Genomic DNA, 24339 nt, shown 5'->3' with positions numbered 1-24339 from the left:
CGGCGCTCCCCCGGAACTTAGAACTTCACCTGCGCGGAGACGGTGAACGAACGGCCGCGCGGATCGGCGACACGCGGCTCCCACGAGCTTCCCGCGCCGGTATTGCCGTCATAGGTAATCGCGAAGGGCGGATCGGTGTCGAACAGGTTCCGCACCCCCAGCGATAGCGTATAACCCGGCGCCAGACCCGTATAGGTCACCGCCAGATTGTAGATGATGTAATCATCGACCCGTTCGTTGTAGCCGGGCCGCGTCACGGTGCCCGCCTCGATGCCAGGCAGCGCATAGTTCTTGTAGCCCGACCGGAAGATCTGCGTCAGCGAGACGAGCACATCATCGGTGGAATAGCTGATGAACGCATTGTGCTTCCAGCGATTGCCGAGATCGCCGGCAAAGGTGAACCGGCCGATCAGGCTGGGGCCATAGGCCGAATCCGCCGTCAGCTTCTCGCGCTTCTTGAGCAGCAGCGTCCCGTCCAGGCCCGCGGCCAGCCGCCCGCCCAGCGCCGCCATGCCGGCGCGCGCCGAAAATTCGAGGCCCTGTGTCCGCCGCGAACCCGCATTCACCCAGCGGTCGTCGATCGTCACGATTTCCTGCGTCACCGGATCGCGGATGAAATTGTCCTCGAACAGCGAGGCGTTCTCGATCAGCTGGCGCAGCGTCAGCAGCTGGATCGTGTTGTCGACCGCGATCGACCACCAGTCGACCGACAGGCTGATGTCGCGCGTCGGCTGGAACACACCGCCGATGCTGAACTGCTTTGCGGTCTCCGGCCCCAGATTGGCGTTGCCGCCGGTCCAGATATTGGGCCGGATGAACGCGCAATTCGGATCGGTGGCGCTCGCTACCCCGCTCGGGCAACGAATGGGATCGACCAGGTCGCTGCCCGAATAGGGCGATTCGGTCACGCCGTTGAAAATCTGGTTGAAGGTCGGCACGCGGAAGCCGGTGTTATACGAACCGCGGAACATGAACTGGTCGATCGGCCGATACTTCACCGAAATCTTCGGATTGGTCGTCGTGCCGAACCCGGTATAATCGTCGATGCGCACCGCGCCGGTCACGTCCAGCCCCGGCAGCAACGGCACCAGCATTTCGGCATAGGCGGCCTTCACCGTGCGGTTCTTCTCGCGCAGCGCGTTCACATTGTCGAACGCGGCAAGGAAAATCACCGGCGCATCGGCAGCTGCCGCGTCGGAGCCGTTGAAGGTATAGGTTTCCCGGCGATAGTCGACGCCCACCGCCAGCTGGACATCGCCGCCCGGCAGCCGGAACAGCGATCCCGCGATCGACGCATCGGCCTGCTTCACCGAATAGCGGCCGCCATAAAGCGTCACGCCCTCGGCCGAAATCGCCTCAAGCCCGTCGAGCGCGGCCTGGCTCTGATCGAGCGAGAACGGATTGAGGATGCCGCTGTTAAGCAGGCCGAACAGGCCGGGTGCGCTCGCGCCCGGCGCCGTCGGTGCCAACGGGTCGGGCGTGCCGTTGCTCAGCGTGCCGCGATAATAATAGCCCGAACCGAGCAACGATTCGGACTCGCTTCGCGCATAGGACGCACCGGCGTGATAGTTCCAGTTCGCGAACAGCGGCCCCTCTGCATTCAGCGCCGCGCGGAACGTCTTGGTTTCGGTTTTATACTCGCGCGGTCCGCACGCGATGCAGCGCCAGCGATAGGCGATCGGCTTGCCGTAATTGGCCTGGATGCCGGCATTGGGAAAAGCCGAGATCAGCGCATTGTAAAGCGCGTTATAGGTATCCGCCGTCAGGTCGTTGAGCGGATAGGCGACCGGTAGGTTCGACGTATTTCCCGAAATCTGTGCGTTGGAGAAGATCTTGGCGGAGTTGGCATCGGATCCGGTGAGCTCCAGCGACACCTCGTGCGCGCCGCCAACGCGGACGACGCCGCGCGCATAATAAGTGAGCGTCTCCAGCGGCTGCTGGATCACCGCCGCGCGGCCGGTATCCCAGGCGCAGGCATATTGATTGTTCGGCGCATTCCATAGCTGCTCGTCATAGGCCATGCCGCCGTCCATCGAATCGCAACCCGCACCGCCGGGGAGATCGAGGATGTTGATGCCGCCGGATGCCTTGGCCCCGTTGGTGCCCAGGCCCGGCAACGCAGTGGCACCGCTGCTGCCGCCCAACAGCGTCCCGCTCGCATAGCCGCCATTGGCGTTGGGATTGAGCGGAAACATCGTCGCGATCGGCGTGCCGCGCGTATCGATCGACAGGCCCCGCTCCGGCTGGTTGCCGTTGACGAAATCGCGATCCGAGCCGCGCAGGATCTTGTTCCAGCTATAAGAGACGGCACCCATGATGTTGAAGCCGTCCTTGTCGAGATCGCCGAAACCGGTCGTGCCCGACAGGCGATAGATATTGCCCCCGCCTTGTTCGGTGACATCGGTGAATCCCTGGAGCGACAGCCCCTTGAAATCCTTCTTGGTGATGAAGTTGATCACGCCGCCGATCGCATCGGTGCCGTAGATCGCGGACGCGCCGTCCTTCAGCACTTCCACCCGGTCGATCGCCGCAAAGGGGATCTGGTTGACGTCGACCGCAGCGCCGGACAGGCCGTGCGCCGCCACACGGCGTCCGTTGAGCAGCACCAGCGTCGCCGCGCTGCCCTGCCCGCGCAGATTGGCGGCCGACAGGCCGTTGGTGCCACGCTGCGCGCCCGAGGTGACATCGGCATTCGACGCCAGATTGTCCGCGCCCGAGCCGTTGGCGGTCAGGAACATGATCAGCTGCTCGGGGCTGGAAATGCCGTTGCGCTCGATTTCCTGGGTGCTGATGATCTGCAGCGGCAGCGCCGAATTGTTCGGATCCTGCTTGATGCGCGATCCGGTCACCAGGATTTCGCCCGGCGCGTCCCGATCCGACCGCGCCTCGCTTGCGGGAATCTCCACGCCAGTCGGGGTCGCGGCCTCCTGCGTCTCGGCGCTGTCGCCGGCAACCTGTGCCGCAGCGGGCGACATCGCCATCAGCCCACAGAATGCCGTGCTGGACACCAGCGCCAGCCTGAAGACCTTACCGTCCATCATTTCGTTTCCCCCCACAGATCCGCCGCCCGTTGCGAACCGCAACATTAGGTAACAAGAATGTTGCGGCGCGCCATAGTTTCTGTTTCCGAATCCATAACGTACCGGCATCATGCGTGACACGGATGCAACACAAGCGTCACGGGCGGGGATTGACGGATGCGCCCGCCCGGACGAGCCTGACCGCTTGGCTGGCCGGTTGGGGGATCTGTTTTGGCGGCGGTTTTAAGCGTTGCGGATGGTACAAGGCCGCCCGGGGGCGGCGCGGATGCGCCGATCAGGCCGGGGGTCGGTCGCCTCGCCCTCTATCTCCTGCTCGGCTTCGCCGCCGGTCTGCCCTTCTACATGTTCAACGCGGTGCTGCTGCTGCGCCTCGCCAAGCATGGCGTCGATATCGTCACGATCGGCTATTTCGCCTGGGTGGCGCTGCTTCCCACGTTCAAGTTCGCCTGGGCGCCACTGCTCGATCGGTATGACGTGCCGGGCTTTGGCCGTTTCTGGGGAAAACGGCGCGGATGGATCATGCTCGCCCAGCTCGGCATCGTCAGCGCGATGACGGCGATGGCGTTCACCGCCGCCGACTCCAACCTGCCGGTCACCGCGCTGTTCGCGGTGCTGCTCGCCTTCTGGACGACCACGCTGGAGGTGGCGGCCGACGCATGGCGGATCGAGCTCGCGCCCACCGCCGAACAGCAGGGGCCATTGGTCGCAGCCAATCTTTGGGGATATCGCAGCGCGATGGTCGCCGCCGGCAGCGGCGCGATCTACATCGCAGCCAAGAGCGACTGGACGATCGCCTATCTCGTCATTGCCGCCGCTGCCTTCCTCCCCTTCCCCATCCTCGCCGCAATGCGCCCGGACGCGGGGCATGGCGGTGGGCGCGGCGCGGCCCTGGTTACCGGCATTCTCGCGAGCATCGTCCTGCTGCTCGCGGTCACCATCGCAACGGCAGCGGTGGGCGCGGGGCTCCTCGCGGGGCTCGGCTCGCTGGGCCTCGATAACCCGGATCGCGTCAAATACTGGGTGTTCGCGGTGGCGTTGCTGCCGTTCCTGGCGATCGGCGCGGCCGTGCCGTGGCTGCGCGGCCTCGGGCCATCGGCGCCCGCCCGGCGATCGGCGGCAATCGGGCCCTATGTCGATATCGCCTGGCGCTATGGCTTTGCGGTGATCCCGATCCTGTTGTTCGTTTCCGTCTATCGGATGGGCGATGTGATGGCGCTGACGCTGTCGCACCCGTTGTTCAATGCGCTCGGCTACAGTCTCGAAGCGATCAGCGTCGCCGACGGCGCCGTCGCGCTGATTTCCAGCATGCTCGGCGTCGCGCTGGGCGGATGGCTGGCGGCGCGCGCGCCGATGGGGCGGGCCCTTGTGATCGGCGCGGTGATGTCCGCGCTCAGCAACTGGATCTTCGCCTGGCTTGCGCATCAGGCGCCCGGCGGACCGATCCTGATGACGATCGGCGGCCTTGCCGTTTCACAGGGCGATTTCGACCTGTATCTGGCGATGGCGGTCGATCAGTTCGGCCATGGCTTCGAAGGCGCGGTGTTCGTCGTCTATCTGTCGATGCTGGTGAACCCGCGCTTTCCGGGTGCGCAATATGCGCTGCTGTCGGGGCTCGCCTTTCTGTTGCCGCGCCTGCTCGCCGGCCTTTCGGGCAGCTTTCAGCAGGCGATCGGCTATGACGGGTTCTTCATCATGGCGGGCACGATGAGCGTTGCCGCGCTAGTGTTCCTGCCGTTCATCCTGCGGGCGTCGCCGCGTGCCGACGATCTGGCGGTGGAGCCATGATGATCGACGCGGCGTTCGAACCTGCCGGGCAGGCAGTGGCCGCCGGGCGGATACCCGGCGCGACGCTGGGCATCGTCGCCGCCGATGGCAGGCGCTGGGTGCGCCATGCGGGCATGGCCAGGCTGCTGCCGACACCGGCACCGCTTACCCGCGATCACTGGTTCGATCTTGCATCGGTCTCGAAGGTGATTGCGACGACGACGATGATCCTGCGGCTGGCCGATCAGGGGCTGCTCGATCTCGATGCGCCGCTGACAAGCGCGATTCCTGATCTCCGCCAATATGACGTTGCCGGCGCCTATGAACGAACGCTCAGTTTCCGCGACTGCCTGACCCACCGCACCAGGCTTCCTGCGGTCGAGCCGATCTATACCTATGGCGACGATCCCGCGCGGCTTCGTGCCTTCGTTTTGCAACGGCAGTGGGCGCAGACCGATACGCCCGTCTATTCGGACATCAACTTCATCCTGCTGGGCATCGCGATCGAACGCATCACCGGGCGCCCGCTCGGCGATTGGCCGCTCGGGGACGGGCTGCGCTACGGCCCGATCGAGGGATTGCCGGTCGTCGCGACCGAGCATTGCCAGTGGCGCGGCCGCGTTTTGGAGGGCGAAGTCCATGACGAGAATTGCGCCGCGATGGGCGGGCAGACGGGGCATGCCGGCCTGTTCGGCACGATCGACGGCGTGCTCGACTTCGCGCGCGGCCTGCTCGATGGCAGCGGCGCGAGTGCGGCGATGCTGGGCGCGATCCGCGCCCGCCAGAACGGCGATCGCACCTGCGGCTGGGAACGGCGGTTCGATGGCTGGTCCGGCGGGCCCGCCTGCTCCGACGAAACGATCGGGCACACGGGCTTTACGGGGACGGGTCTCTGGATCGATTTCGAACGGGGGATTGGCTGGGCGCTGCTGACCAACCGGGTTCATCCCAGCCGCCATGCCGATAGCGGCATCTTCGCGCTTCGGCCGGCGACCGGCGATGCCGTCATCGCGGCGTGGGACCGACTGGACTAAGGGGCCGATCAGCCCCGCCAGTCGACCCAGTTGCCATAGGGGTGGCAGATACCGAGCACGCGGCGGTCTTCACCGCCAGGGAAATAGCTGAGCGACAGCCGCACCTCGCTGCGCGTCGGCGTCCATTCGAAGCCGACCCATGCCAGCGGGCGTTCGGACGTTGCTGCACGGGCGGCCTCGTGAATCGTGTCGGTCACGATCTCGCGGGCGGCGGCGGGCAGATATTGCAGCACCATCGAATGCATCACCACCCGGCACACGCCTGCCGGCTGCGGCAAGGCGAGCTGCGCGGGCAGCCAGGCAGTGGCATCGCCGCAATCGACCTCCGGCGGGAAACGCCGCGCCATCGCCAGTGCCCTGTCCAGTCTCGCGAGCCGCAGCGGCTGGTCGGCCCAGATATAGGCCATCAGCCGTTCGCAGGTGGCCGGATCGGTGGGATCGAGCGGGTTGAGGTCGACCCCGCAGGCGCCGACGACCTCGAGCGTCCCTTGCTCCGGCGCCTTGCCGCGCCATTCGGGCGCGACGATCACGTCCGAAGCGGGGTCGCCCAGCTTCACGCCGCCCAGATCATAGGCATAGCGGCCGAGATTGAGGTTCAGCCCGGCGCTCGATCCCAGCTCCAGCAGTTCGAACGGCATGCCGAAGCGGCGATGCACCTGCATCAGCGCCGCAACGATCGACGCCGCGCGCCCCACTTCGTTGGTCTGCGGCGTCCGGCAAAGGAAGCGCGCGATGAACGAATCCTCCCTGGCCAGCGCCTCGCCCACAGCCTCGTCGAAATCGGTATGTTCGCCGCGATACAGCGCAGCGAGCAGCGCCGGAGTGCCGCGGCGGGCCAGGAGATGCAGCGCAGCGTTGAACCGCATCGCGAGCGCCGAGGCCGCCGGATCGGTGGGCCAGCCCATGATCGTCGCCTCGGTCCGCGACCCCCGCCGCAGCTGACGGTGCCCGGCATCCAGCACTTCCGCGATGAAGGGCGAACCGAGATCGCGCGCGAACCGTGCCTGTCGTGCAAGCTCCCCCGCGCCGAGGCGCGGCATCGGCATGTTCATCTACGCATCCCCAATTACTCATTCCGTGCAGGGCGGCTCCGCTCCGTGTCGATCAGCATGACCGGGCCGCCCTGAAGTCGTCATGACGGCCTAGAAGGACTGCCAGTCTTCCGAGGCATCATTGTTCCGCACGAGCGCCGAGACGGCTGCGGCTGGAAGCGGCTTTACATGGCCGTCGAACCGGGCCGGCGACATGCGCGGCGCAGCTGCCGAATGGCCGACCTTGAACTGGCTGGCCTGTTCGGAGAGCACCGTGACTTCGCTCGCCAGGTTGCGCGCCGCGGCGGAGGTCTGCTCCACCATTGCCGCGTTCTGCTGGGTTGACTGGTCCATCGCGCCGAGTGCGGCGCTGATTTCGGTGACGGCGCTCGACTGGGCCTGGTTGTCAGCCGCCATGTTGCCGAGCAGCTCGTTCACTTCGCCCACGCCGGCCGAGATGTCCGCCAGTGCGCCGTCGACGCGCTGCACCGCCTGGACGGCCGTGACGATATCGGTCTGGGTTGCCGTCAGCTGATCGCGGGCGCGACCGGCTTCTTCCTCGGCGCGCATCGCCAGTGCCGAAACCAGATCGGCGACCACCGCGAAGCCACGGCCGGCCTCGCCCGCACGACCGGCCTCGACGGCGGCGTTCATGGCCAGAACGCGCGTCTGGAACGCGATCTTGTCCAGGCCTTCGATCACGCTGTCGATGCCCTTGGCACTATCGGAGACACGGCCCATTGCCTGCACGGCCTCGTCAGCGGTCGAGCGGCCGTTGGTGACGGTGGCGACGGTGCCGTTGGCACGCTCCACCGTGCGCCCGGCGGCGGTCGCCGTCGCCTTGAGGCGGCCGTCCATCTGGGTAACGGCGGCCGATGTCTGTTCAAGGCTCGCCGCGTTTGCTTCGGTCCGGCGTGCCAGATCCTCGGCGGCCTGGGCGATCTCGCTCGAACCGGTGCGGATCGACGCCGTGGCTTCGAGCACGGAGGCGATCAGGGTGCGAAGTGCAGACACCGCCGCGTTGAAGTTGGTCTTCACGACGCTGTACTCGCCGGGGAACTCCGCCGTGATCTCGGCGGTGAGGTTACCCTGCGCGAGTTCGTGGAGGTGCGACGACACCGTCTCGACGACGAGCTTCTGCGCGGCTTCCGCCTTGGCGTTGGCCGCATCGGCCGCTTCCTTGGCGATGGCGTTGTCGCGGAACACGAGCACGGCGCGCGCCATGTCGCCCAGTTCGTCGCCACGGGCCGTGGCGGGAACGTCGACATGGTTCCGGCCGGCGGCGAGGTCCGCCATCGTCCGGGTGAGCGCGGTGATCGGCTGCGCGATTGCGCGGCTTAGCGCCAGGGCGAGCGCGATGGCGACGCCGATCAGCGCGACCGCGCCGACGATCAGCACGGTGCGCGCGGAGGTAATGGCGGTCTCCTGGCGCGCCGAGTTGTTTTCAATCTTTTCGACCTGCGCATCGCGAATGCTGCGGAGCGGCAGCACGGCGGCGGAGACCAGCACGGACTTGCCCGCGTTGCGGACCTCTTCCTGCGCCTGTTCGCGACGGCCGGCCTTGACCTCCTTGATCAGGCGATCGCCCCATTTTTCGCGCCAGGCGAGCGTTTCCTCACGCGATTTGCGAAGCGCGTCGAGCAGCTCGGGCTCGGTCAGCAGCTTTTCGAGTTCGACGGCCGTTTCGTCATACTCGCTACGGCCCTCGTCGTACGACTTCAGGTACGACGTGTCTCCGGTCACGAGGAAGCCGCGAAGCTGGCTGTTCTGCCGGAGCAGCGCCGTTTCGAGGGTCAGCGTCTTGGCGTGGACCGACTGGCTGAGATTGTTCAGATCCGTCGTCGACCTGATGGACGTGATATTCACGAAAAAGACGATCATGACGATCGCTGCAGACGCGCAGATCAACAGGAACGACAAACCGAGCTTCCTCGGAATTTTCATCGATGCGATCATCATTTCTCGTCTTTCTCGTCCATCATGATGGCTACGGACATGTCGCGGCCCTTTGTTTTTTGCTGCCCTGACGCCCTTCCGGATGAAGCGCGCACCAAGGGTGAATCAGCGAGTGCTGATCTCTTCGGCTTTTGTTCGACCCAATGCTGATCGAGCCCGCATCATTCCGCGCGCTATTGCAGCCAGCTGCCAAGGGGCTGGCGGCGGCAATGATGCAGGAGTGTCGGCGAGTTGCATTGCGAGCCCAATTCCCGATCCTTAGTTTTCAGCTACTTTATAGGACCGTTTATGCGCGCCCGGACGCACAGTTGGTAAAGCAGGGCCTAGGGATTTGCCCCTAGTCATGAAGAGTATCCTTCAAGCGCGCGAGTTTGTTGGGATCATTTGGCAACGATAGCTATTCGCCCTGGCGCACGAACCGGCGTTACGGGGCTGGCGAGAGCCCATCGCAATCCGCAAAGCCGAATGACGACGGGCCTTGCGGCAACGCGCGCCTCAGCCGAAACTTGACCGCGAGGCTGGCATCCTCGAACGGCTGTTACGGGCAATCGGCCCGATCCGCTCGTACCGGGGAGCAATTTGGTGAGCGATATCGGCCTGACGGAACTCGGAACGCTGCTGATCGTCGCGTCGCTGGTGGCGATGCTGTCCCGCCGCATCGGCCTGCCCTACACGGCCGGTCTGGTCCTTGCCGGAATCGCGCTTGCGTTTCTGCCGGTGGGCGCGGACCTGCCGCTCTCACGCGAACTGATCTTCAACGTCTTCCTGCCGCCGTTGATCTTTGAAGCGGCGCTGCAGATGCCGTGGCACCGCTTCCGTGAACAGATGCCGCTGACGGTGGTGCTGGCCTTTGCCGGCGTGGCGATATCAGCGGCGGTCGTCACCGCAGGTATGCACGTCCTCCTAGGCTGGACCTGGCTGGGTGCAGCGTTTTTCGGGGTGCTGATCGCGGCGACCGACCCGGTATCGGTGATCGCCGCCTTCAAGGAGATGCGCGCCGAACCTCGTCTCAGCATGGTGGTCGAATCCGAAAGCCTGCTCAACGACGGCGTCGCTGCGGTCGGTTTCGCGATCTTGATCTCGCTCGCGGATGGCGGCGGCCTCACCGTGCCCGACGTGGCGATCTCGCTGCTCTGGACCGTATTGGGCGGCATTGCGATCGGCGGCGGCGTGGCGTTTCTGGTGCTCACTATCGCCGGCCGCACCACGGACCATCTCGTCGAAGTGACGCTGACCACGGTCATCGCCTGGTCGAGCTTCCTGCTGGCCGAACATGTCGGGGCATCGGGCGTGTTCGCTGCATTGGCGGCGGGCATCATCGTCGGGGCGATCGGGCCGAAGGGCTCGATCTCGACGGCGGGCCGCCAGCATGTGCAGGACTTCTGGGAATATGCTGCATTCCTGGCGAACTCGTGCCTGTTCCTACTGATCGGCAGCCATGAGGCGCATCAGCCGATCGCTCTCGTCAGCGGTGCGCTGGCGGCCGGCATCGTCCTGACGCTGATCGGTCGTGCGGCAGCCGTCTATCCGCTCGCCGCCTTATTCGGCGCGTCGCACCTCCGGCTCCCTGGCGCCTATCAGCACGTTCTGGTCTGGGGCGGGCTGCGCGGCGCAGTCGGGCTGGCACTTGCCCTCGCCGTGCCTGCTGCCGTGATCGAGCGCGACCAGATCGTCGTTGTGACGTTCGGTGTCGTCGCCTTCTCGATCTTCGCGCAGGGACTGACCATGCCTCCCCTGCTGCGCCGCTGGAAACTGACGGGCGCACAAGACGCCGGCCACTAATATTTCCAATGCCGTAGACGCCGGTTGTGCATCCGGCGCCGCTGCGGCAGACGTGCCCGATGAGCCAGCCCCTGCTCAGTACCGCTGTTCTGCTCGGCGCGCTGATTCTCTTCGTTTCGGAAAGGGTTCGCCACGATCTTGTGGCACTGCTCGCACTGCTCGCCTGCGTGCTGCTGGGTCTCACCGCGCCGAGCGAAGTGTTCGACGGTTTTGCGGACCCGGCGGTGATCGCGGTGGCGGCAATCCTGGTTGTGGGTCGCGCGATTGAGCTGTCCGGCGTCGCCGCCAGCCTGTCCCGCATCATCATTCCCAGGCGCGCCGGCTTCTCGTTCCGGCTGGCGATGCTGCTTGCTGTCGGCGCCTTTCTTTCGGCGTTCATGAACAACATCGCGGCACTGGTCGTGACGATGCCTATCGCGGCGGAAATCGCCCGCGATGCGAAGCGTCCGGCAGCCGCAACACTGATGCCGCTGGCGTTCGCGACGATCCTGGGCGGCATGACGACGCTGATCGGCACGCCCGCAAACCTGATCCTGTCCTCGGTTCGCGAGAAGGAACTCGGCCAAGGCTTCGGCTTTTTCCAGATGACCCCCGTCGGCGTCGCGGTGTCCGCGGTCGGTCTGTTGTACCTGGCGCTGATCGGCTGGCGGTTGCTGCCCGTTCGCCGGGGCGTCGACCGGCCCGCACGCCCGCCCTGGCGCGTCTATGAGTTGACCGCGCCCGAAGCGCTGGCGCCGGAGACATTGTTGCCGCGCCTCCGACGCGCCGAGGTTCGGCTGCTGGCAATGTTTCGCGAGGGCAGACGCATCGATCCCCATGACGGCATTCGCGCGGGGGACCGGCTGCTGGTCCTCTCCAGGCACCAGCAATGGGTCGCGGCCGCGGCGACCGAGCTGCAATGCGACGTCGCGCCGAACGAGCCGGCAGCGGTCACGGCCCGGATGGTCGTTGCGCACGGCTCGTTCCTCATCGGACTGAGCCATGAGGCGGTCCGCATCCGCAGCGACGATCAGCTGAATGTCGTCGCGGTAGGGCCGCGGGCGGCGCGGCGGCGATCGCCGCTCTCCTCGCTCAGGATCGAGGCGGGCGATCAATTGTTCGTGCGCGGCAAGCCCGAGGACCTCGCCGACTTCATCGGCGGCGCAAGGCTACTCGAGATCGACCGGCTGGATCGGGTACCGCTTGCCCGCCGCCGGGCCGTCCCGATCATCGCCCTGTTCCTCTTCGCGATCGGCGCGATCGTCGGCTTCGGCGTGTCGCCGGCGCTCGCCTTCGTCGCGCTGGCGGTGGCAATGGCGGCGACCAGATTGATCGCGCCCGACGAAATCTACAATGCGATCGACTGGAGCGTCATCGTGCTGCTTGCCGCGATGATTCCGGTGGGACGCAGCTTCGAAACCAGCGGGGCCGCCGCCATCGCGGCGGAATGGCTGGGTGCGACGCTGGCGGGTGGTTCCCCGTTCGTCGTCATCGCGGCGCTATGCGGCATGACGCTGCTGCTTTCGATCTTCCTCAACAATGTCGCCACCGCGATCATCATGGGGCCGCTCGCGATCGATGTCGCCCAACTACTCGGCATCACGCCAGATGCCGCCCTGCTGGCCGTGCTGGTCGGCACTTCGGCGGACTTCCTCACGCCCATCGGGCACCAGAACAACCTGCTGGTGATGGGGCCAGGTGGATATCGCTTCACCGATTATATGCGGATGGGGGCGATACTGGTGGTGCTGGTGATCGGCACGACGGCTGCGGTGCTCGCCGCGCCATAAGCCGCCTCGACGCCATCACCGCAAGCAACAGGCGGGGGCGAGGTGTCTCGCCCCCGCTCAGACGAGGCTCAGAAACCGAATCGCAGCGAGGCACTGATGTTGCGGCCGTTCAAAACACGCGCCTGGACGATGCCAGCCGCCGGTATCGTACCGTCATTCGAACTGGCAATGGCCAGCTTGTCGAAAACATTGTTGGCATTGATGCTGAGCGCGAGTTGCTGGTTAAGTTGATACTCCGCGAACAAATCGGTCGTTACATAACCGGGCATACGCAGCCGGTTGCTCACATCGGTGTAGCTTCCGGTGGTGCCGACGAATACTGCGCCAGCGGCAAGATTGCCAAATGTGACCTGTGGCATCGCCTGAAAAATCAAATCGGCCTGGCGACCTGGCTTCTTGCCCACATTCGATGGCGTCAGGCTGTCGGTCTTGATCTCCGACTTGGTATAGGTCGCACCCGCAGTCAGGCTGAACCAGCCGCGCTGGAACGCGCCTTCGAATTCAACGCCCTTGGCCTGATAAAGCCGAGTGAAGCGCTGACCGAGCAGAACGTTGGTGTCGTTGGCCTCTGCCCAGAAGCCCGTGAATTGCGCAGACAACCCGGCCGTACGGAACTTGAACCCGCCTTCCAACTGCCGGACCATGTCCACCGCGTTCGCCATGTCGAAGAGCGACCCGGTGGCCGGATTGATAAAGCCGCCCCGGATCAGACGATCGGCATTTGAACGACCGCCCCGGCTGTAGCGCGCAAAGGCCGACAGAAATTCGGCGATCCGATAGTTCGCGCTTAGCGAGTAGGAGACATAACCTTTGCCGTAATCGATCGCCACCGGCGTCGTCAGGGCAAGCGAAGATACGCGCTGCTCCGCGCCGGTGATCACCCCGTCTCCGTTGACATCGAAGGCGCTCTGCCCGGCATCGCGGATGAGCGTGCCGCTGGCATCGATATGATCGTACCGGACGCTGCCGCCGATCGCCAGCTTACCGATCTGATAATTGAACGAGCCATAGGGGGCATTGATATCATAGGCGGCATCGATGCTCAGCCGGCAGCAGGTGCGCGGGAATTGCAGGAATGCGGCGCCATAGCCGTAGTAGCCGTCCGACGTGACCGGCACGCCACCGGCCGTGGTGATGTTAATCAGCGCCGCGTCGCCGCCACCACGCACTTCCGAAAGCATCGCAGCCCAAAGATTGTCGATCGCGATTTCCTGTCGAGACTTGTAGAAGCCGATCGTCGTTGTGAGTTCGCCCCCGCCCAGCTTCCATACGCGCGTCGCCCGCAGGTCATTGGTCATGTTGTCGAGGCTGCGAATGTCGTTGTTGGTAAAGGTAAGCTGTGCGAGCAGACCGTTTCCGTTCAGCGCGGCAGGATCCGAAATCAACTGGCCGGCATTTGGCCCGTTCGCGTAGCTGAGCGTCGCGCCGGCGCCGCCCAGCTGCGTGGCGATTGTGGCCGCGCGACCGAGCGGGACGGCATCGAGCGTGACGAGCGAGCCCGATATGCCAGAATAGCGGAAGCGATCGGTGACAGTCCATCCGGCCAGACCAAACTGGGTTTCGATGCCGAAAGCTTTCACGACCGGATGCTGCCCGTCGGTAACGTCATAGCGCGCGAGATTGTTTTCTCGATCCCGCGAAATCACCTCGGTGGCGTTTCTTGAATAAAGCAGATCGCGTTTCGGATCAAAGCCGGGCACCGCTTCGTAAACCGGATTCGCGTCGGTGCCGGTTACTCGAATGGGAACCACGCCAAAGGCGGGGCTGCGATCGTCCAGATACTTGCCATAGAAGCGGATATAGCCCCCGGTAAATTCCTTCGTGACATTGAACTTGATCTGACCGCCGCGCTGGCCGTCGAAACCGGTCTCTCTCGGCCCCTTTCCTTGCCGATAGAAGCCGCCAACGTGGAATCGCACAGTATCGGACAGGCGTCCGCCATAGTCGAAGTCCAGGCGGTAGCTCTTGTAATCCAGCCCCATCGTGGTCTGGATCGTGCCCCCCTGCCGGACACCGGTTTTCGAGATGAAGTTGATCACGCCGCCCGGCGAGTTCGACGCGAATGTCGACGCCGATCCGCCGCGGATCGCCTGCACGCCCGCCAGGTTCAAGTCCGCTCGGACGAAGGTGTCGACGCTGGTGTAGGTGATGTCGCCAAATTCCAGAACGGGCAGGCCGTCTTCCTGAAACTGCACGAACTTTGCGCCCGTGGACGATAGCGGCAGGCCGCGTATCGTGAAGCTGCCATAGCCATCGCCTGCATCGGCTTCGGACCGGACGCCCGGAAGCACGCGCAGCAAATCCGAAACCGACCGTGCGCCAAGCCGGTTCAACCTAGCCTCGTCAATTACACTGGTCGACGTCGCGCTATCGAGTTGATCGCGTGCCTTGGCAACACCGGTGGAGAAATTCTCCTGCTTCGCAGGCGCAGCGCTTCCTTCCTTGCCTGATTCCGATGATTGACTTTGTGCCATTGCCGGCGTCGCCAGCAATGGCAGCGGCGCAACTGCTGCCAACAGCCCAAAATCGCGCATCCGCATTCCTCATCCCTTTCATCTCGCCTGCAGTCCCAGCGCCTGCAGATGTCCGTTCGCACACCAGCGCGGTGCGTTCTTGGCGAACCTATAGGATGATGATCATTACGATTATTTGATAAATACTGTAGTATCCACTATGCTATTCATTCTCTGAAATTAGGTACTTATATAGATGTTATAAATAGCAGAAGCGAAACGAAAATCCTCATACACGGCCATTCTTACATAAGTAGAAATACGAACGGGCAAAATTGACGCTAGAATAATGTGGCATAACATTTTTGCGGGAACGACGGGAACACGAATGGCTTTACGTCGAGTTCCGCGATGAACCGGCCAGTTCGACATAGGGTTTTACCCCGCTGGGTCACCTGGCCGCGCAACCGCGCTCGCGGGAAACCGTTTATCGGCGGATGGAACCAGGCAGCTTCTCGCCAATCCACCTCGCATGGGATGAGGCTTCGCTCCGCATCTGCGCGTCGCTGATCCTCCCGTTCTTCATCGGGATCGAGCGCTTCGTACGGCGCAAGCCAATCGACTTCAGGCCCTTCGTGATCGTTTCGCTCGGCGCCTGCTGCTTGTCGCTCGGCGTTCTGGAACTGGCGGCACGCACGACAGAGCCCACCGTCGAGATCAATCCAGGCCGTGTGTTTGCCGGGGTGATTACCGGGATCGGCTTTCTGGGCGCCGGCGCGATGTTCAGAGAGGAAAATTACGTAAAGGGTGCCGGCTCGGCCGCCTCGATCTGGGCGGCCGGCGTGATCGGCATTCTTTGCGGGATCGGGATGCTATGGCTTGCGGCCATATTGTCGACGATCATCCTGATCCTGCTGCTGATCAGCGGCCCCTTCACGCACAAATATGATGCGGACTGATCAGGTGACCTTCTTGTAGACGGTCAGCCCAAGCACGAACAGCACGACCGCGACGATCACTGCCAGCCAGAACAGGATCTTGGCGATCCCCCACGCGGCGCCTGCGAGCCCGCCAAAGCCGAGCAGCCCGAGGATGGCCGCGATTACGGCGAAGATGATGGCCCATTTGATCATTGCAAAGTCCCTGTTGGTTCGTAGGTGGGCACCCCGTCCGGGTGCCTGTCGCTGGCCGTCCTGCGCAGACATGCCAGAAGCCGGGTCAACGGATCGAACCATGCACGGTTCCGGGGGAAGCAGGACGCATCCACCCTCACGATCGTGGCCAGGCAGATCGATTGCCGGCATTTTCCCGAGCAATGACGCTGAAGCTACCGTCGGTTTCGAGGACGACGGCCGCAACCGAATCCACTTCCCCAAGGCCCGCACCCCGGATCGCGGCACGAACCTCCTCGGGCGTCACCCGCTCGCGGCGGATCGCCTCGTCGATCAGGCGGCCATCCTCCAGCAACAGGCGCGGCGTCGACTTCGCAAGCGATTTGACGAGCGGGAAGCGGAGCGAACTCCACGCGACGAGAAATTGCAGCAACGCCAGCAGCGCAAAGGCCAGTACGCCCTCCGTCAGCGCGACGTCCTTCGACAGCAGCACCGTCGCCAACGTCGAACCGAGCGAGACGGTGACGACCAGGTCGAACGCGTTCATTTTCGCGAGCGTGCGCTTTCCGCTCAGTCCCAGCATGGCGACGAGCGCGGCATAGGCAATGCTGCCGACCAGCAGCACCCGTGCCAGATCATGCAGGGAATCGAAGAACACCGGCCCGCCTCCTTTCGCTGCCATCAACGCGGAGACGCATGGAAAGTGCAATTCGGTATCAGATGCGTTCGAGCACCCCGCGCTCGGTGATATAGCCGGTCACCAGCCGCGCCGGGGTGACGTCGAACGCCGGGTTCAGCGCGGGGGAATCCGTGACCCGCACCGTCGCGATACGGCCGGTTTCGTCCGGGCCGGTCAGCCGGGTGACTTCCTCTGCGGCGCGGTTTTCGATGGGAATGTCGGCACCGGTCGCGGTCGCGGGGTCGAACGTCGTGTAGGGCAGCGCGACATAGAAAGGCACGCCATTGTCGTGCGCCGCCAGCGCCTTCAGATAGGTGCCGATCTTGTTGCAGACATCGCCGTTCGCGATCACGCGGTCGGTGCCGACGATCACCGCGTCCACCTGCCCCTGCATCATCAACAGGCCGCCGGCATTATCGGCGATCACGGTATGCGGCACGCCGTGGTTGCGCAGCTCGAACGCAGTGAGCAGCGCGCCTTGGTTGCGGGGGCGGGTCTCGTCGACCCAGACGTGCACCGGGATGCCACCGTCATGGGCGAGGTAGATCGGCGCGGTCGCGGTGCCGTAATCGATCGTCGCGAGCCAGCCGGCGTTGCAATGGGTGAGGATGTTGAGCGGGCGATCCGGGTGCTTTCCGTGCAGTTCGCGCAGCAGGGAAAGGCCGTGCATGCCGATCGCACGGCACAGTTCCGCATCCTCGTCGCAGATCGCGTCGGCGCGGGCGAAGGCGACATCGGCCCGTTCCGCCGGCGCCAGCGGCTGCACCGCCGCGCGGACCTGATCGAGCGCCCAGCGCAGGTTGATCGCGGTCGGCCGGGTCTCTACCAGCGTCGCATAGGCGGCATCGAGCGCGCCGTCGCTGGCATCCACCGCCAGCGCCATGGCGAGGCCATAGGCGGCGGTCGCCCCGATCATCGGTGCGCCCCGCGTCCACATCTCCCGGATCGCAACCGCCGCCGCGTCGAGGTCGCGCAGTTCGACCCAGCGGATTTCCCAGGGCAGCTGCCGCTGGTCGAGGATGCGTATCCCCCGCCCGTCCGCCGTCCGCGCAATCGAGCGGGTATGCTTGCCTTCGAGGATCACAGGCGAATCTCCGCGAGCGAATGGATGTCGGCGGGGCCGCCCTGCCGGTCGATCAGCAGCACGCCCAGCCCGGCGGCGCGGGCGGCATCGACTTCCGCCGGCATGTCCGAGACAAACAGGATTTCAGGCGGCGCGAAGCCGGTCGCGTCTGCGATCTTCGCATAGCTGGCGGCGTCGCGCTTCGGGCCGGTGGTGGTGTCGAAATAGCCCGAGAGATAGCGCGTCAGGTCACCGGCGATCGAGCGGCCGAAGATCAGCTTCTGCGCGGCGATCGAGCCCGATGAATAGATGAAGATCGCCACGCCGGCGGTGTACCAGCAGCGCAGCGCGTCGGGCGTGTCGGGATAGACATGGCCCTGGAGCGTGCCGTCGGCATAGCCGCGTTCCCAGATCAGCCCCTGCAGCGTCTTGAGCGGGGTTTCCTTGGCATCGGCGTCGATCCAGCCGAGCAGCGTCGCCACCTTGTCGTCGCCGGGCACCTCGGCGAGGATCGGCGCGACCTGTTCGGCGTTCGCGGCGACATAGTCGGCGAGATGCGCGCGGGCATAGGGGAACAGCACCTCGGCGACGAAGGCGATGCTGCTGGTGGTCCCCTCGATATCGAGCAGGACGGCCTTGTGCTGGGTCATGGATCGGCTCTCGCTCTGCCGCGCTCAGGCGGCCAAAGGCTCGTGGCGCGGGAAACGCTCGGCGATGGCGTCGCCGGTGAAGCGGGCGATCCAGCCATCGGGATTGGTGAACAGCCGGATCGCGGTGAAGCAGGGCTGCGTCCCCATGTCGAACCAGTGGCGCATCCCCGCCGGCACCGAGATCAGGTCGCCGCGCGTGCACAGCACCGCATAGACGCGGCCGCGATCATGCATCGTGAACAGCCCCTCGCCCTCGACGAAGAAGCGAACCTCGTCTTCAGCATGGCGATGTTCGGAGAGGAACTTGGCGCGCAGGGCTTCGCGCTCGGGATGGTCGGGCGCCATGCGGATCACGTCGACCGAGCGATAGCCTTCGGCCGCGACCAGCCGCTCGACCTCGGGCGCGAAGGCGGCGAGCACGGCGTCCTGATCGGCATCGGGGGCAATCGCGCGCAGCGGCCATTGTTCGAAGCGCACGCCGATCGCGCCCAGTTCCTCGGCGATCGTGATCGGGTCTTGCGTATCGAGGATCGGCGCCCCGCCCGCTTCGGTGAACATTCGCAACTGGCTCATCGTGCCCTTGCCTGTCTGAAGCTGCGTTCGGCGAGTTCGGCGGCGATCATCCATTCGGTCGCCTCGAGCACGCGTTCGGCCTCGTCCACATCCTTGCCCCAGGCATAGAGCCCGTGGCTGCGGATCAGATAGGCCGGAATCGCGCCGGGCGCCAGCAGCGCCGGACGCACCGCCGCTTCGATGACCGCCATGTCCTGACTGTTTTCGACGATCGGCAGCCGGACCTCGCCCTCATGGGTGGTGTGCCCGGGATAGGCTTTCAGCATCTCGTGCCCGGCGAGCACCCAGGCATCGGCACCGGCGGCGGCGCGGCTGAGCCCCACCGCCTGGGGCGAGTGGCCGTGCAGCACCGCGCCGGCATCCGGGAACAGGCGATAGATCGCCAGGTGCAGTTCGGTCTCGGCGGAGGGCTTGCCGGGGGTCAGGCCGATGCCCTCGTCGTCGATCCGCATGATACCGTCGGGCGTCAGCCGCCCCTTGTGCCGGCCGGAGACGGTGAGCGCGAAGCTGCCATCGTCGAGCCGGACCGAATAATTGCCCGAGGTCGCCGGCGCCCAGCCGCGCGCGTCGAGCCGCCGCCCGGTTTCGATCAGGGCCGCAACGGCCTGTTCATAGCGCATCGTCATGCCCGCGCCCTTAGCCGATTACAGTGCATTCGGGGGGACAAAATCGCTCGCGGCACCCGATATGAATGACCAGCGTTGTGCGCGACGCCGCGGCCGATTCGTCGCCGCCACAGCAGCGCGCGAAAACCAATCCGGTTACCAACTTATGCGCGCATGTTCGGCGAACCGGGCAACGCCTGCGCCGAGTCGCACCGTTTTGCCGCCTCAGCGGTCCCCCTGTTAAACAATTTCTGGGTATAAGGTTCCCGTGGGATCAGAAAATTGAATAACGGGCGCTTAACAACGTGATGGACAAGCAAGAACTGGCGCAATCGCGCCGTGCGCTGCTCCGGTCGGCGCTGGTGATGGCAAGCGGAGCGGTGGTATCGGCCTGCGCCTCGCGCGGCGTCGGCATGACGATGGCAGCAGCCCCCGCCCCGGCTCAGCCGATCGTCCGGCAGCCCGAACTTGCCGCCCTTCCCAAGGCGCCGACGGTCGCCGCCGAGGTCCGCAAGTCGCCCGCCGGCATTCGCCCCGAATTGTTCAAACGCGCCGTCGCGGCGCTCGATCGCCATTCGATGCGGGTCGATACGCACGACCGGATCGCGATCGCCGATTTCTCCAAGCCGTCGTCCGAAGCCCGCCTCTACCTCGTCAACATGGGAACCGGCGACGTCGAAAGCTGCCTCGTCTCGCACGGCATCGGCTCCGATCCTGGGCATACCGGCGTTCTCCAGCGCTTTTCGAACCGGGTGAACTCGGAGGCGACCTGCGAGGGCGCGTTCCTCACCTCGGACTATTATGTCGGCAAGCATGGCGATTCCCAGCGGCTGATCGGGCTCGACCCGACCAACGACAATGCGCTCCAGCGCGCGATCGTCATCCACTCCGCCTGGTATGCAAATCCGGACATGATCGCCAAGCATGGCAAGCTGGGCCGCAGCCAGGGCTGCTTTGCAGTCGGCGAACGGCAACTGGCGCGCGTCTTCGAACGGCTTGGGCCGGGCCGGATGATCTTCGCCGCAAAGGCCTGATCGCGCCAAAGCCAGAAGCCGGCGTCTCGACGCCGGGATCGATCCTGCGTGCGCGGGGTTGGCAGGGTCTGGTCCCCGGCATAGGAGACGGACATGGCCGATCCGCATCCCTTTTTCGCGCTGCACCGCCACGGCATGATCCGCGCGGGGGTGTGCACCCCGATCGGCACGGTCGCCGATCCCGCCGCCAATGCCCGCGCGACGATCGCGCTGGCGCAGCAGGGCGACGCGGAAGGGGCGGACCTGCTGGTCTTTCCCGAACTCAACCTCACCAGCTATGCGATCGACGACCTGCATTTGCAGGATGCAGTGCTGGCGGCGACCGAGGCGGCGCTGGCGGCGGTGGCCGAGGCGAGCCGCGACCTGAAGCCGGTGCTGCTGGTCGGCGCCGCGCTGGCGCGTAACGGCCGGCTGTATAATTGCGCGGTGGCGATCGCGCGCGGGCGCATCCTGGGCGTGGTGCCCAAGACCTATCTGCCCAATTACCGCGAATATTATGAGAAACGCTGGTTCGCCTCCGGCGCTGGCCTGTTCGGGCTGGAGATCAGCGTCGCAGGCCAGACGGTGCCGTTCGGCGCCGACCTGCTGTTCGCGGCGAGCGACCTGCCCGACTTCGTGTTCCACATCGAGATCTGTGAGGATTACTGGGCGCCGCAGCCCCCCTCGACCGAAGGCGCGATGGCCGGCGCGCTGGTGCTGTGCAATCTTTCCGCGTCGAACATCGTGATCGGCAAGGGCCGCGAGCGCGAATTGCTCTGCGCCTCGCAAAGCTCGCGGACCATCGCCGCCTATCTCTATTCGGCGTCGGGACCGGGCGAGAGCACGACCGACCTGGCGTGGGACGGCCAGGGCCTGATCTATGAATTCGGCGAGAAGCTGGCCGCGTCGGAGCGGTTCGAGCTGACCACCGAAATCACCTATGCCGATGTCGATCTCGAACGGCTGCGGCTGGAGCGGATGCGCGACGGCACGTTCAACGACAATGCCCGCAATGCCGGGCATCCCGAAACCCGCTTCCGCCGCATCCCCTTCGACCATCGGCCCGACTTCGCCGAGCGCGGGCTGATCCGGCCGATCCGGCGCTTCCCCTTCGTTCCCAGCACGCCGGCGGCGCTGGAGGAGGATTGCTACGAGGCGTTCAACATCCAGGTCGAGGGGCTGCGGCAGCGGCTGGCATCGACGAAGAGCAAGTCGCTGGTGATCGGCATTTCGGGCGGGCTCGATTCGACCCATGCGCTGATCGTCGCCGCCAAGGCGATGGACCGGCTGGGCCGACCGCGCACCGACATCCTGGGCTATACCATGCCCGGCTTCGCGACGAGCGAGGGCACCAAATCCAACGCCTGGGCGCTGATGCGCGCGATCGGCATCACCGCCGCCGAAATCGATATCCGCCCGGCCGCGCGGCAGATGCTGGCGGACCTTGGCCACCCCTTCGCCAAGGGCGAGCCGGTCTATGACATCACGTTCGAGAATGTGCAGGCGGGGCTGCGCACCGATTATCTGTTCCGCCTCGCCAACCGCAATCACGGCTTCGTGCTCGGCACCGGCGACCTGTCCGAACTGGCGCTGGGCTGGTCGACCTATGGCGTCGGCGACCAGATGAGCCATTACGGCGTCAATGCCGGCGTGCCCAAGACGCTGATCCAGTATCTGATCCGCTGGAGCGTCGAGAGCGGCCAGTTCGACGGCGAGGCGGCGACGGTGCTGCTGTCGATCCTCGACACCGAAATCTCGCCCGAACTGGTGCCCGCCGATGCCGAGGGCAAGATGCAGAGCACGCAGGACCGGATCGGCCCCTATGAGCTGCACGATTTCTTCCTGCACCATATCGCCCGGTTCGGGCTGAAGCCGTCCAAGGTCGCGTTCCTTGCCTGGCATGCGTGGAAGGATGCCGAGGCGGGGCTGTGGCCGATCGGCTTTCCGGCGGCGGAGCGCCACGCCTATGATCTGGCGACGATCGGCAAGTGGCTGGAGACGTTCTTGTTCCGCTTCTTTCAGACCAGCCAGTTCAAGCGATCGGCCCTGCCAAACGGGCCGAAAGTCTCCCCCGCCGCTGCGCTCAGTCCGCGCGGTGACTGGCGCGCCCCGTCGGACAGCGTGGCGACCGCCTGGATCGAGGAGCTGCGCGCGGCCCTGCCCTGAGCGATGCGGGTGCCTTAACGCCGCAGCATTCTTGCAACATGCTGCAGCAATTCGTGGGACTCGAACGGCTTGCGCAGCACGACGACGTCGGGAGCGGCGATCGCATCGAGCTTTTTGGAATCCGCAAAGCCCGTCGCGACGATAACCGGCAGGTCCGGGTCGATCGCGCGGGCACGTTCGGCGACATCGCTGCCGCTGAGCCCGGGCATCGCGAAGTCGACCAGCAGCAGACCATATCGCTTCTGCTTCACCAGCGCGATGCCCTCCTCGCCATTGCTGGCCTCGTCCACCTCGGCGCCCGCCGCACGAAGGGTCTCTGCCAAGGGGGCACGCACATGCGCATCGTCGTCAACCAGCACAATTTCTGCGCCCGTCAGGGTGATTCGCATGTCCCGCGCGCCATCGTCCGCCATCGGGCGACGCGGTGCAGCCGTCGTCAGCGGCAGGAACAGCGTGATCGTCGTGCCTTGCCCGACCTCGCTTTCGATCGCCAACGTCCCCCCCGACTGCCGCAGCACGCCAAACGCCATCGACAAGCCCATGCCCGTCCCCTTGCCGACACCCTTGGTCGAGAAGAACGGCTCCACCGCACGCTCGGCGACCTCCGGGCTCATGCCGGTGCCGGTGTCCGACAGCCTGAGCGCGACATACTCGCCGCGGGGCAGCCCGGCAGGAGCATCGTCCTTCGACAAGGCCGCGGTGATGGTGAAGGTGCCACCGCCCGACATCGCATCCCGCGCGTTGAAGGCGAGATTGAGGATCGCGAGTTCGAGCTGGAGCGCATCGGTCGCCACCGTCCAGCTGGGGTCGATCCGCTCGATCCGGACGCGGCTGAGCGGCGCGACTGCGCGTTCCACCAGGCCCGCCATCCCGACAACGAGGTCGGAAAGCCGCACGGCCTTCACGTCGAGGCGCTGCTTGCTCGAAAAGGCGAGCAACTGCCCCGTCAGCAAACGCCCGCGTTCCACCGCGTCCAGCGCACTCGACGTCCAGCGCACGATGCGATCCGAATCGTCGGGCTTGCGCGCGATCAGCTCGAGATTGCCGGCGATCGCCTGAAGCAGGTTGTTGAAATCATGTGCGATGCCCCCGGTAAGCTGCCCGACGGCCTCCAGCTTTTGCGACTGGAGCAGCGCCGCTTCGGCACTGCGGCGCTGCGCGATCTCGCGCTGCAGTTCGGCATAGGCTTCGTCGCGCTCCGCCACCATCGCCGCCAGCTTGCCGTTCGATTCGCGCAGCCGCTCGGCCGATGGCAGCGCCACCAATCGTGGCAGGAGCGGCCAGATCGCAACCGCGGTCGCGATCGAGGCGACAGCGGTGATCGCCTTTATCACGGCTTCGAGGCCGTAGAGCGGATAGAACAGCGTGACGATGCCCATCACATGCGTCAGGCCGCAGGCAAGGATGAAGCTGGCGAAACACCAGAATACCCAGCCAAACGCCAGATCGCGCCGCCGGCGCACCAGCGTGACGATCGCGACCGGGATGGAGAAATAGGCGAGCGCGATCAGCGCGTCCGCCGTCATATGCGTGTACAGCAGCTCGGGTTGCCAGAACAGGCAATAGCCGTGCGGCGAGTAATTCCCGCTCCAAAACGCTGCGAACAGGCGATCCATGGCTATCCCCGCGTGAGAACCCGCTTGCGCGG

18 protein-coding genes are annotated in these 24339 nt (G+C 65.3%); 7 read left to right on the top strand and 11 right to left on the bottom strand.

Annotation, left to right across the window (positions count from 1 at the left end; all coding sequences use genetic code 11):
• Positions 1 to 17: 17 nt before the first annotated feature.
• The gene (locus ACX40Y_RS12915; protein WP_459119979.1) at positions 18 to 3038 is read right to left on the bottom strand and encodes a TonB-dependent receptor domain-containing protein; all 3021 of its coding nucleotides are present in this window, start codon (positions 3036 to 3038) and stop codon (positions 18 to 20) included.
• A 213-nt stretch (positions 3039 to 3251) separates the two neighbouring features.
• Between ACX40Y_RS12915 and ACX40Y_RS12910 the strand changes: the two genes are divergently transcribed.
• Both ACX40Y_RS12910 and ACX40Y_RS12905 read left to right on the top strand, forming a co-directional pair.
• The gene (locus ACX40Y_RS12910) at positions 3252 to 4826 is read left to right on the top strand and encodes an MFS transporter (RefSeq protein WP_459119978.1); all 1575 of its coding nucleotides are present in this window, start codon (positions 3252 to 3254) and stop codon (positions 4824 to 4826) included.
• On the top strand, positions 4826 to 5839 hold the full coding sequence (locus ACX40Y_RS12905) for a serine hydrolase domain-containing protein (protein WP_459119977.1): 1014 nt from the start codon (positions 4826 to 4828) through the stop codon (positions 5837 to 5839). Before ACX40Y_RS12910 ends, ACX40Y_RS12905 begins: the two co-directional genes overlap by 1 nt.
• 8 nt (positions 5840 to 5847) lie before the next feature.
• On the opposite strand, the gene ACX40Y_RS12900 is transcribed toward ACX40Y_RS12905, so the two are convergent.
• Both ACX40Y_RS12900 and ACX40Y_RS12895 read right to left on the bottom strand, forming a co-directional pair.
• Positions 5848 to 6891: a DUF2332 domain-containing protein gene (locus ACX40Y_RS12900; protein ID WP_459119976.1), complete on the bottom strand. Its 1044-nt coding sequence runs from the start codon at positions 6889 to 6891 to the stop codon at positions 5848 to 5850.
• Between the two features lie 90 nt (positions 6892 to 6981).
• Positions 6982 to 8826 carry a HAMP domain-containing methyl-accepting chemotaxis protein gene (locus ACX40Y_RS12895; protein WP_459119975.1) on the bottom strand — a complete coding sequence of 615 codons (1845 nt, stop codon included), beginning with the start codon at positions 8824 to 8826 and terminating at the stop codon, positions 6982 to 6984.
• 582 nt (positions 8827 to 9408) lie between these two features.
• Here ACX40Y_RS12895 and ACX40Y_RS12890 point away from each other — a divergent pair.
• Together ACX40Y_RS12890 and ACX40Y_RS12885 are read left to right on the top strand one after the other, a co-directional pair.
• Entirely contained in the window at positions 9409 to 10608 is a 1200-nt protein-coding gene (locus ACX40Y_RS12890; protein WP_459119974.1) for a cation:proton antiporter, read from the top strand.
• A 59-nt stretch (positions 10609 to 10667) separates the two neighbouring features.
• Positions 10668 to 12377 carry an SLC13 family permease gene (locus tag ACX40Y_RS12885; RefSeq protein ID WP_459119973.1) on the top strand — a complete coding sequence of 570 codons (1710 nt, stop codon included), beginning with the start codon at positions 10668 to 10670 and terminating at the stop codon, positions 12375 to 12377.
• A gap of 68 nt (positions 12378 to 12445) precedes the next feature.
• On the opposite strand, the gene ACX40Y_RS12880 is transcribed toward ACX40Y_RS12885, so the two are convergent.
• Positions 12446 to 14917 carry a TonB-dependent siderophore receptor gene (locus tag ACX40Y_RS12880; RefSeq protein WP_459119972.1) on the bottom strand — a complete coding sequence of 824 codons (2472 nt, stop codon included), beginning with the start codon at positions 14915 to 14917 and terminating at the stop codon, positions 12446 to 12448.
• A gap of 410 nt (positions 14918 to 15327) precedes the next feature.
• On the opposite strand from ACX40Y_RS12880, the gene ACX40Y_RS12875 reads away from it, so the two are divergent.
• A complete protein-coding gene (locus ACX40Y_RS12875; RefSeq protein WP_459119971.1) occupies positions 15328 to 15789 on the top strand; it encodes an MgtC/SapB family protein in 462 nt (153 codons plus the stop codon).
• On the opposite strand, the gene ACX40Y_RS12870 is transcribed toward ACX40Y_RS12875, so the two are convergent.
• The 6 genes from ACX40Y_RS12870 to ACX40Y_RS12845 all read right to left on the bottom strand — a co-directional run bounded on the left by ACX40Y_RS12870 (position 15790) and on the right by ACX40Y_RS12845 (position 19533).
• Positions 15790 to 15963: a DUF1328 family protein gene (locus tag ACX40Y_RS12870; RefSeq protein ID WP_459119970.1), complete on the bottom strand. Its 174-nt coding sequence runs from the start codon at positions 15961 to 15963 to the stop codon at positions 15790 to 15792.
• 136 nt (positions 15964 to 16099) lie between these two features.
• The gene (locus ACX40Y_RS12865) at positions 16100 to 16600 is read right to left on the bottom strand and encodes a DUF421 domain-containing protein (protein WP_459119969.1); all 501 of its coding nucleotides are present in this window, start codon (positions 16598 to 16600) and stop codon (positions 16100 to 16102) included.
• Between the two features lie 58 nt (positions 16601 to 16658).
• Positions 16659 to 17705, bottom strand: a complete 1047-nt coding sequence (gene mtnA / locus ACX40Y_RS12860) for an S-methyl-5-thioribose-1-phosphate isomerase (RefSeq protein WP_459119968.1) — start codon at positions 17703 to 17705, stop codon at positions 16659 to 16661.
• Entirely contained in the window at positions 17702 to 18334 is a 633-nt protein-coding gene (mtnC, locus tag ACX40Y_RS12855; protein WP_459119967.1) for an acireductone synthase, read from the bottom strand. Before mtnC ends, mtnA begins: the two co-directional genes overlap by 4 nt.
• Positions 18335 to 18358: 24 nt before the next feature.
• Positions 18359 to 18907, bottom strand: a complete 549-nt coding sequence (locus ACX40Y_RS12850) for a 1,2-dihydroxy-3-keto-5-methylthiopentene dioxygenase (RefSeq protein ID WP_459119966.1) — start codon at positions 18905 to 18907, stop codon at positions 18359 to 18361.
• Positions 18904 to 19533: a methylthioribulose 1-phosphate dehydratase gene (locus ACX40Y_RS12845; protein ID WP_459119965.1), complete on the bottom strand. Its 630-nt coding sequence runs from the start codon at positions 19531 to 19533 to the stop codon at positions 18904 to 18906. Before ACX40Y_RS12845 ends, ACX40Y_RS12850 begins: the two co-directional genes overlap by 4 nt.
• Before the next feature lie 287 nt (positions 19534 to 19820).
• Here ACX40Y_RS12845 and ACX40Y_RS12840 point away from each other — a divergent pair, with 287 nt between their 5' ends.
• The gene (locus tag ACX40Y_RS12840) at positions 19821 to 20546 is read left to right on the top strand and encodes a murein L,D-transpeptidase catalytic domain family protein (protein ID WP_459119964.1); all 726 of its coding nucleotides are present in this window, start codon (positions 19821 to 19823) and stop codon (positions 20544 to 20546) included.
• A gap of 93 nt (positions 20547 to 20639) precedes the next feature.
• Positions 20640 to 22691, top strand: a complete 2052-nt coding sequence (locus ACX40Y_RS12835; protein ID WP_459119963.1) for an NAD(+) synthase — start codon at positions 20640 to 20642, stop codon at positions 22689 to 22691.
• 14 nt (positions 22692 to 22705) lie between these two features.
• On the opposite strand, the gene ACX40Y_RS12830 is transcribed toward ACX40Y_RS12835, so the two are convergent.
• The gene (locus ACX40Y_RS12830; RefSeq protein ID WP_459119962.1) at positions 22706 to 24307 is read right to left on the bottom strand and encodes a response regulator; all 1602 of its coding nucleotides are present in this window, start codon (positions 24305 to 24307) and stop codon (positions 22706 to 22708) included.
• Positions 24308 to 24339 lie beyond the last annotated feature (32 nt).

The sequence above is a fragment of the Sphingomonas sp. RS6 genome (assembly GCF_054489705.1).
The sequence above is the reverse complement of the archived record's forward strand: the minus strand, read 5'-3'. Positions and strand labels throughout refer to the sequence as shown.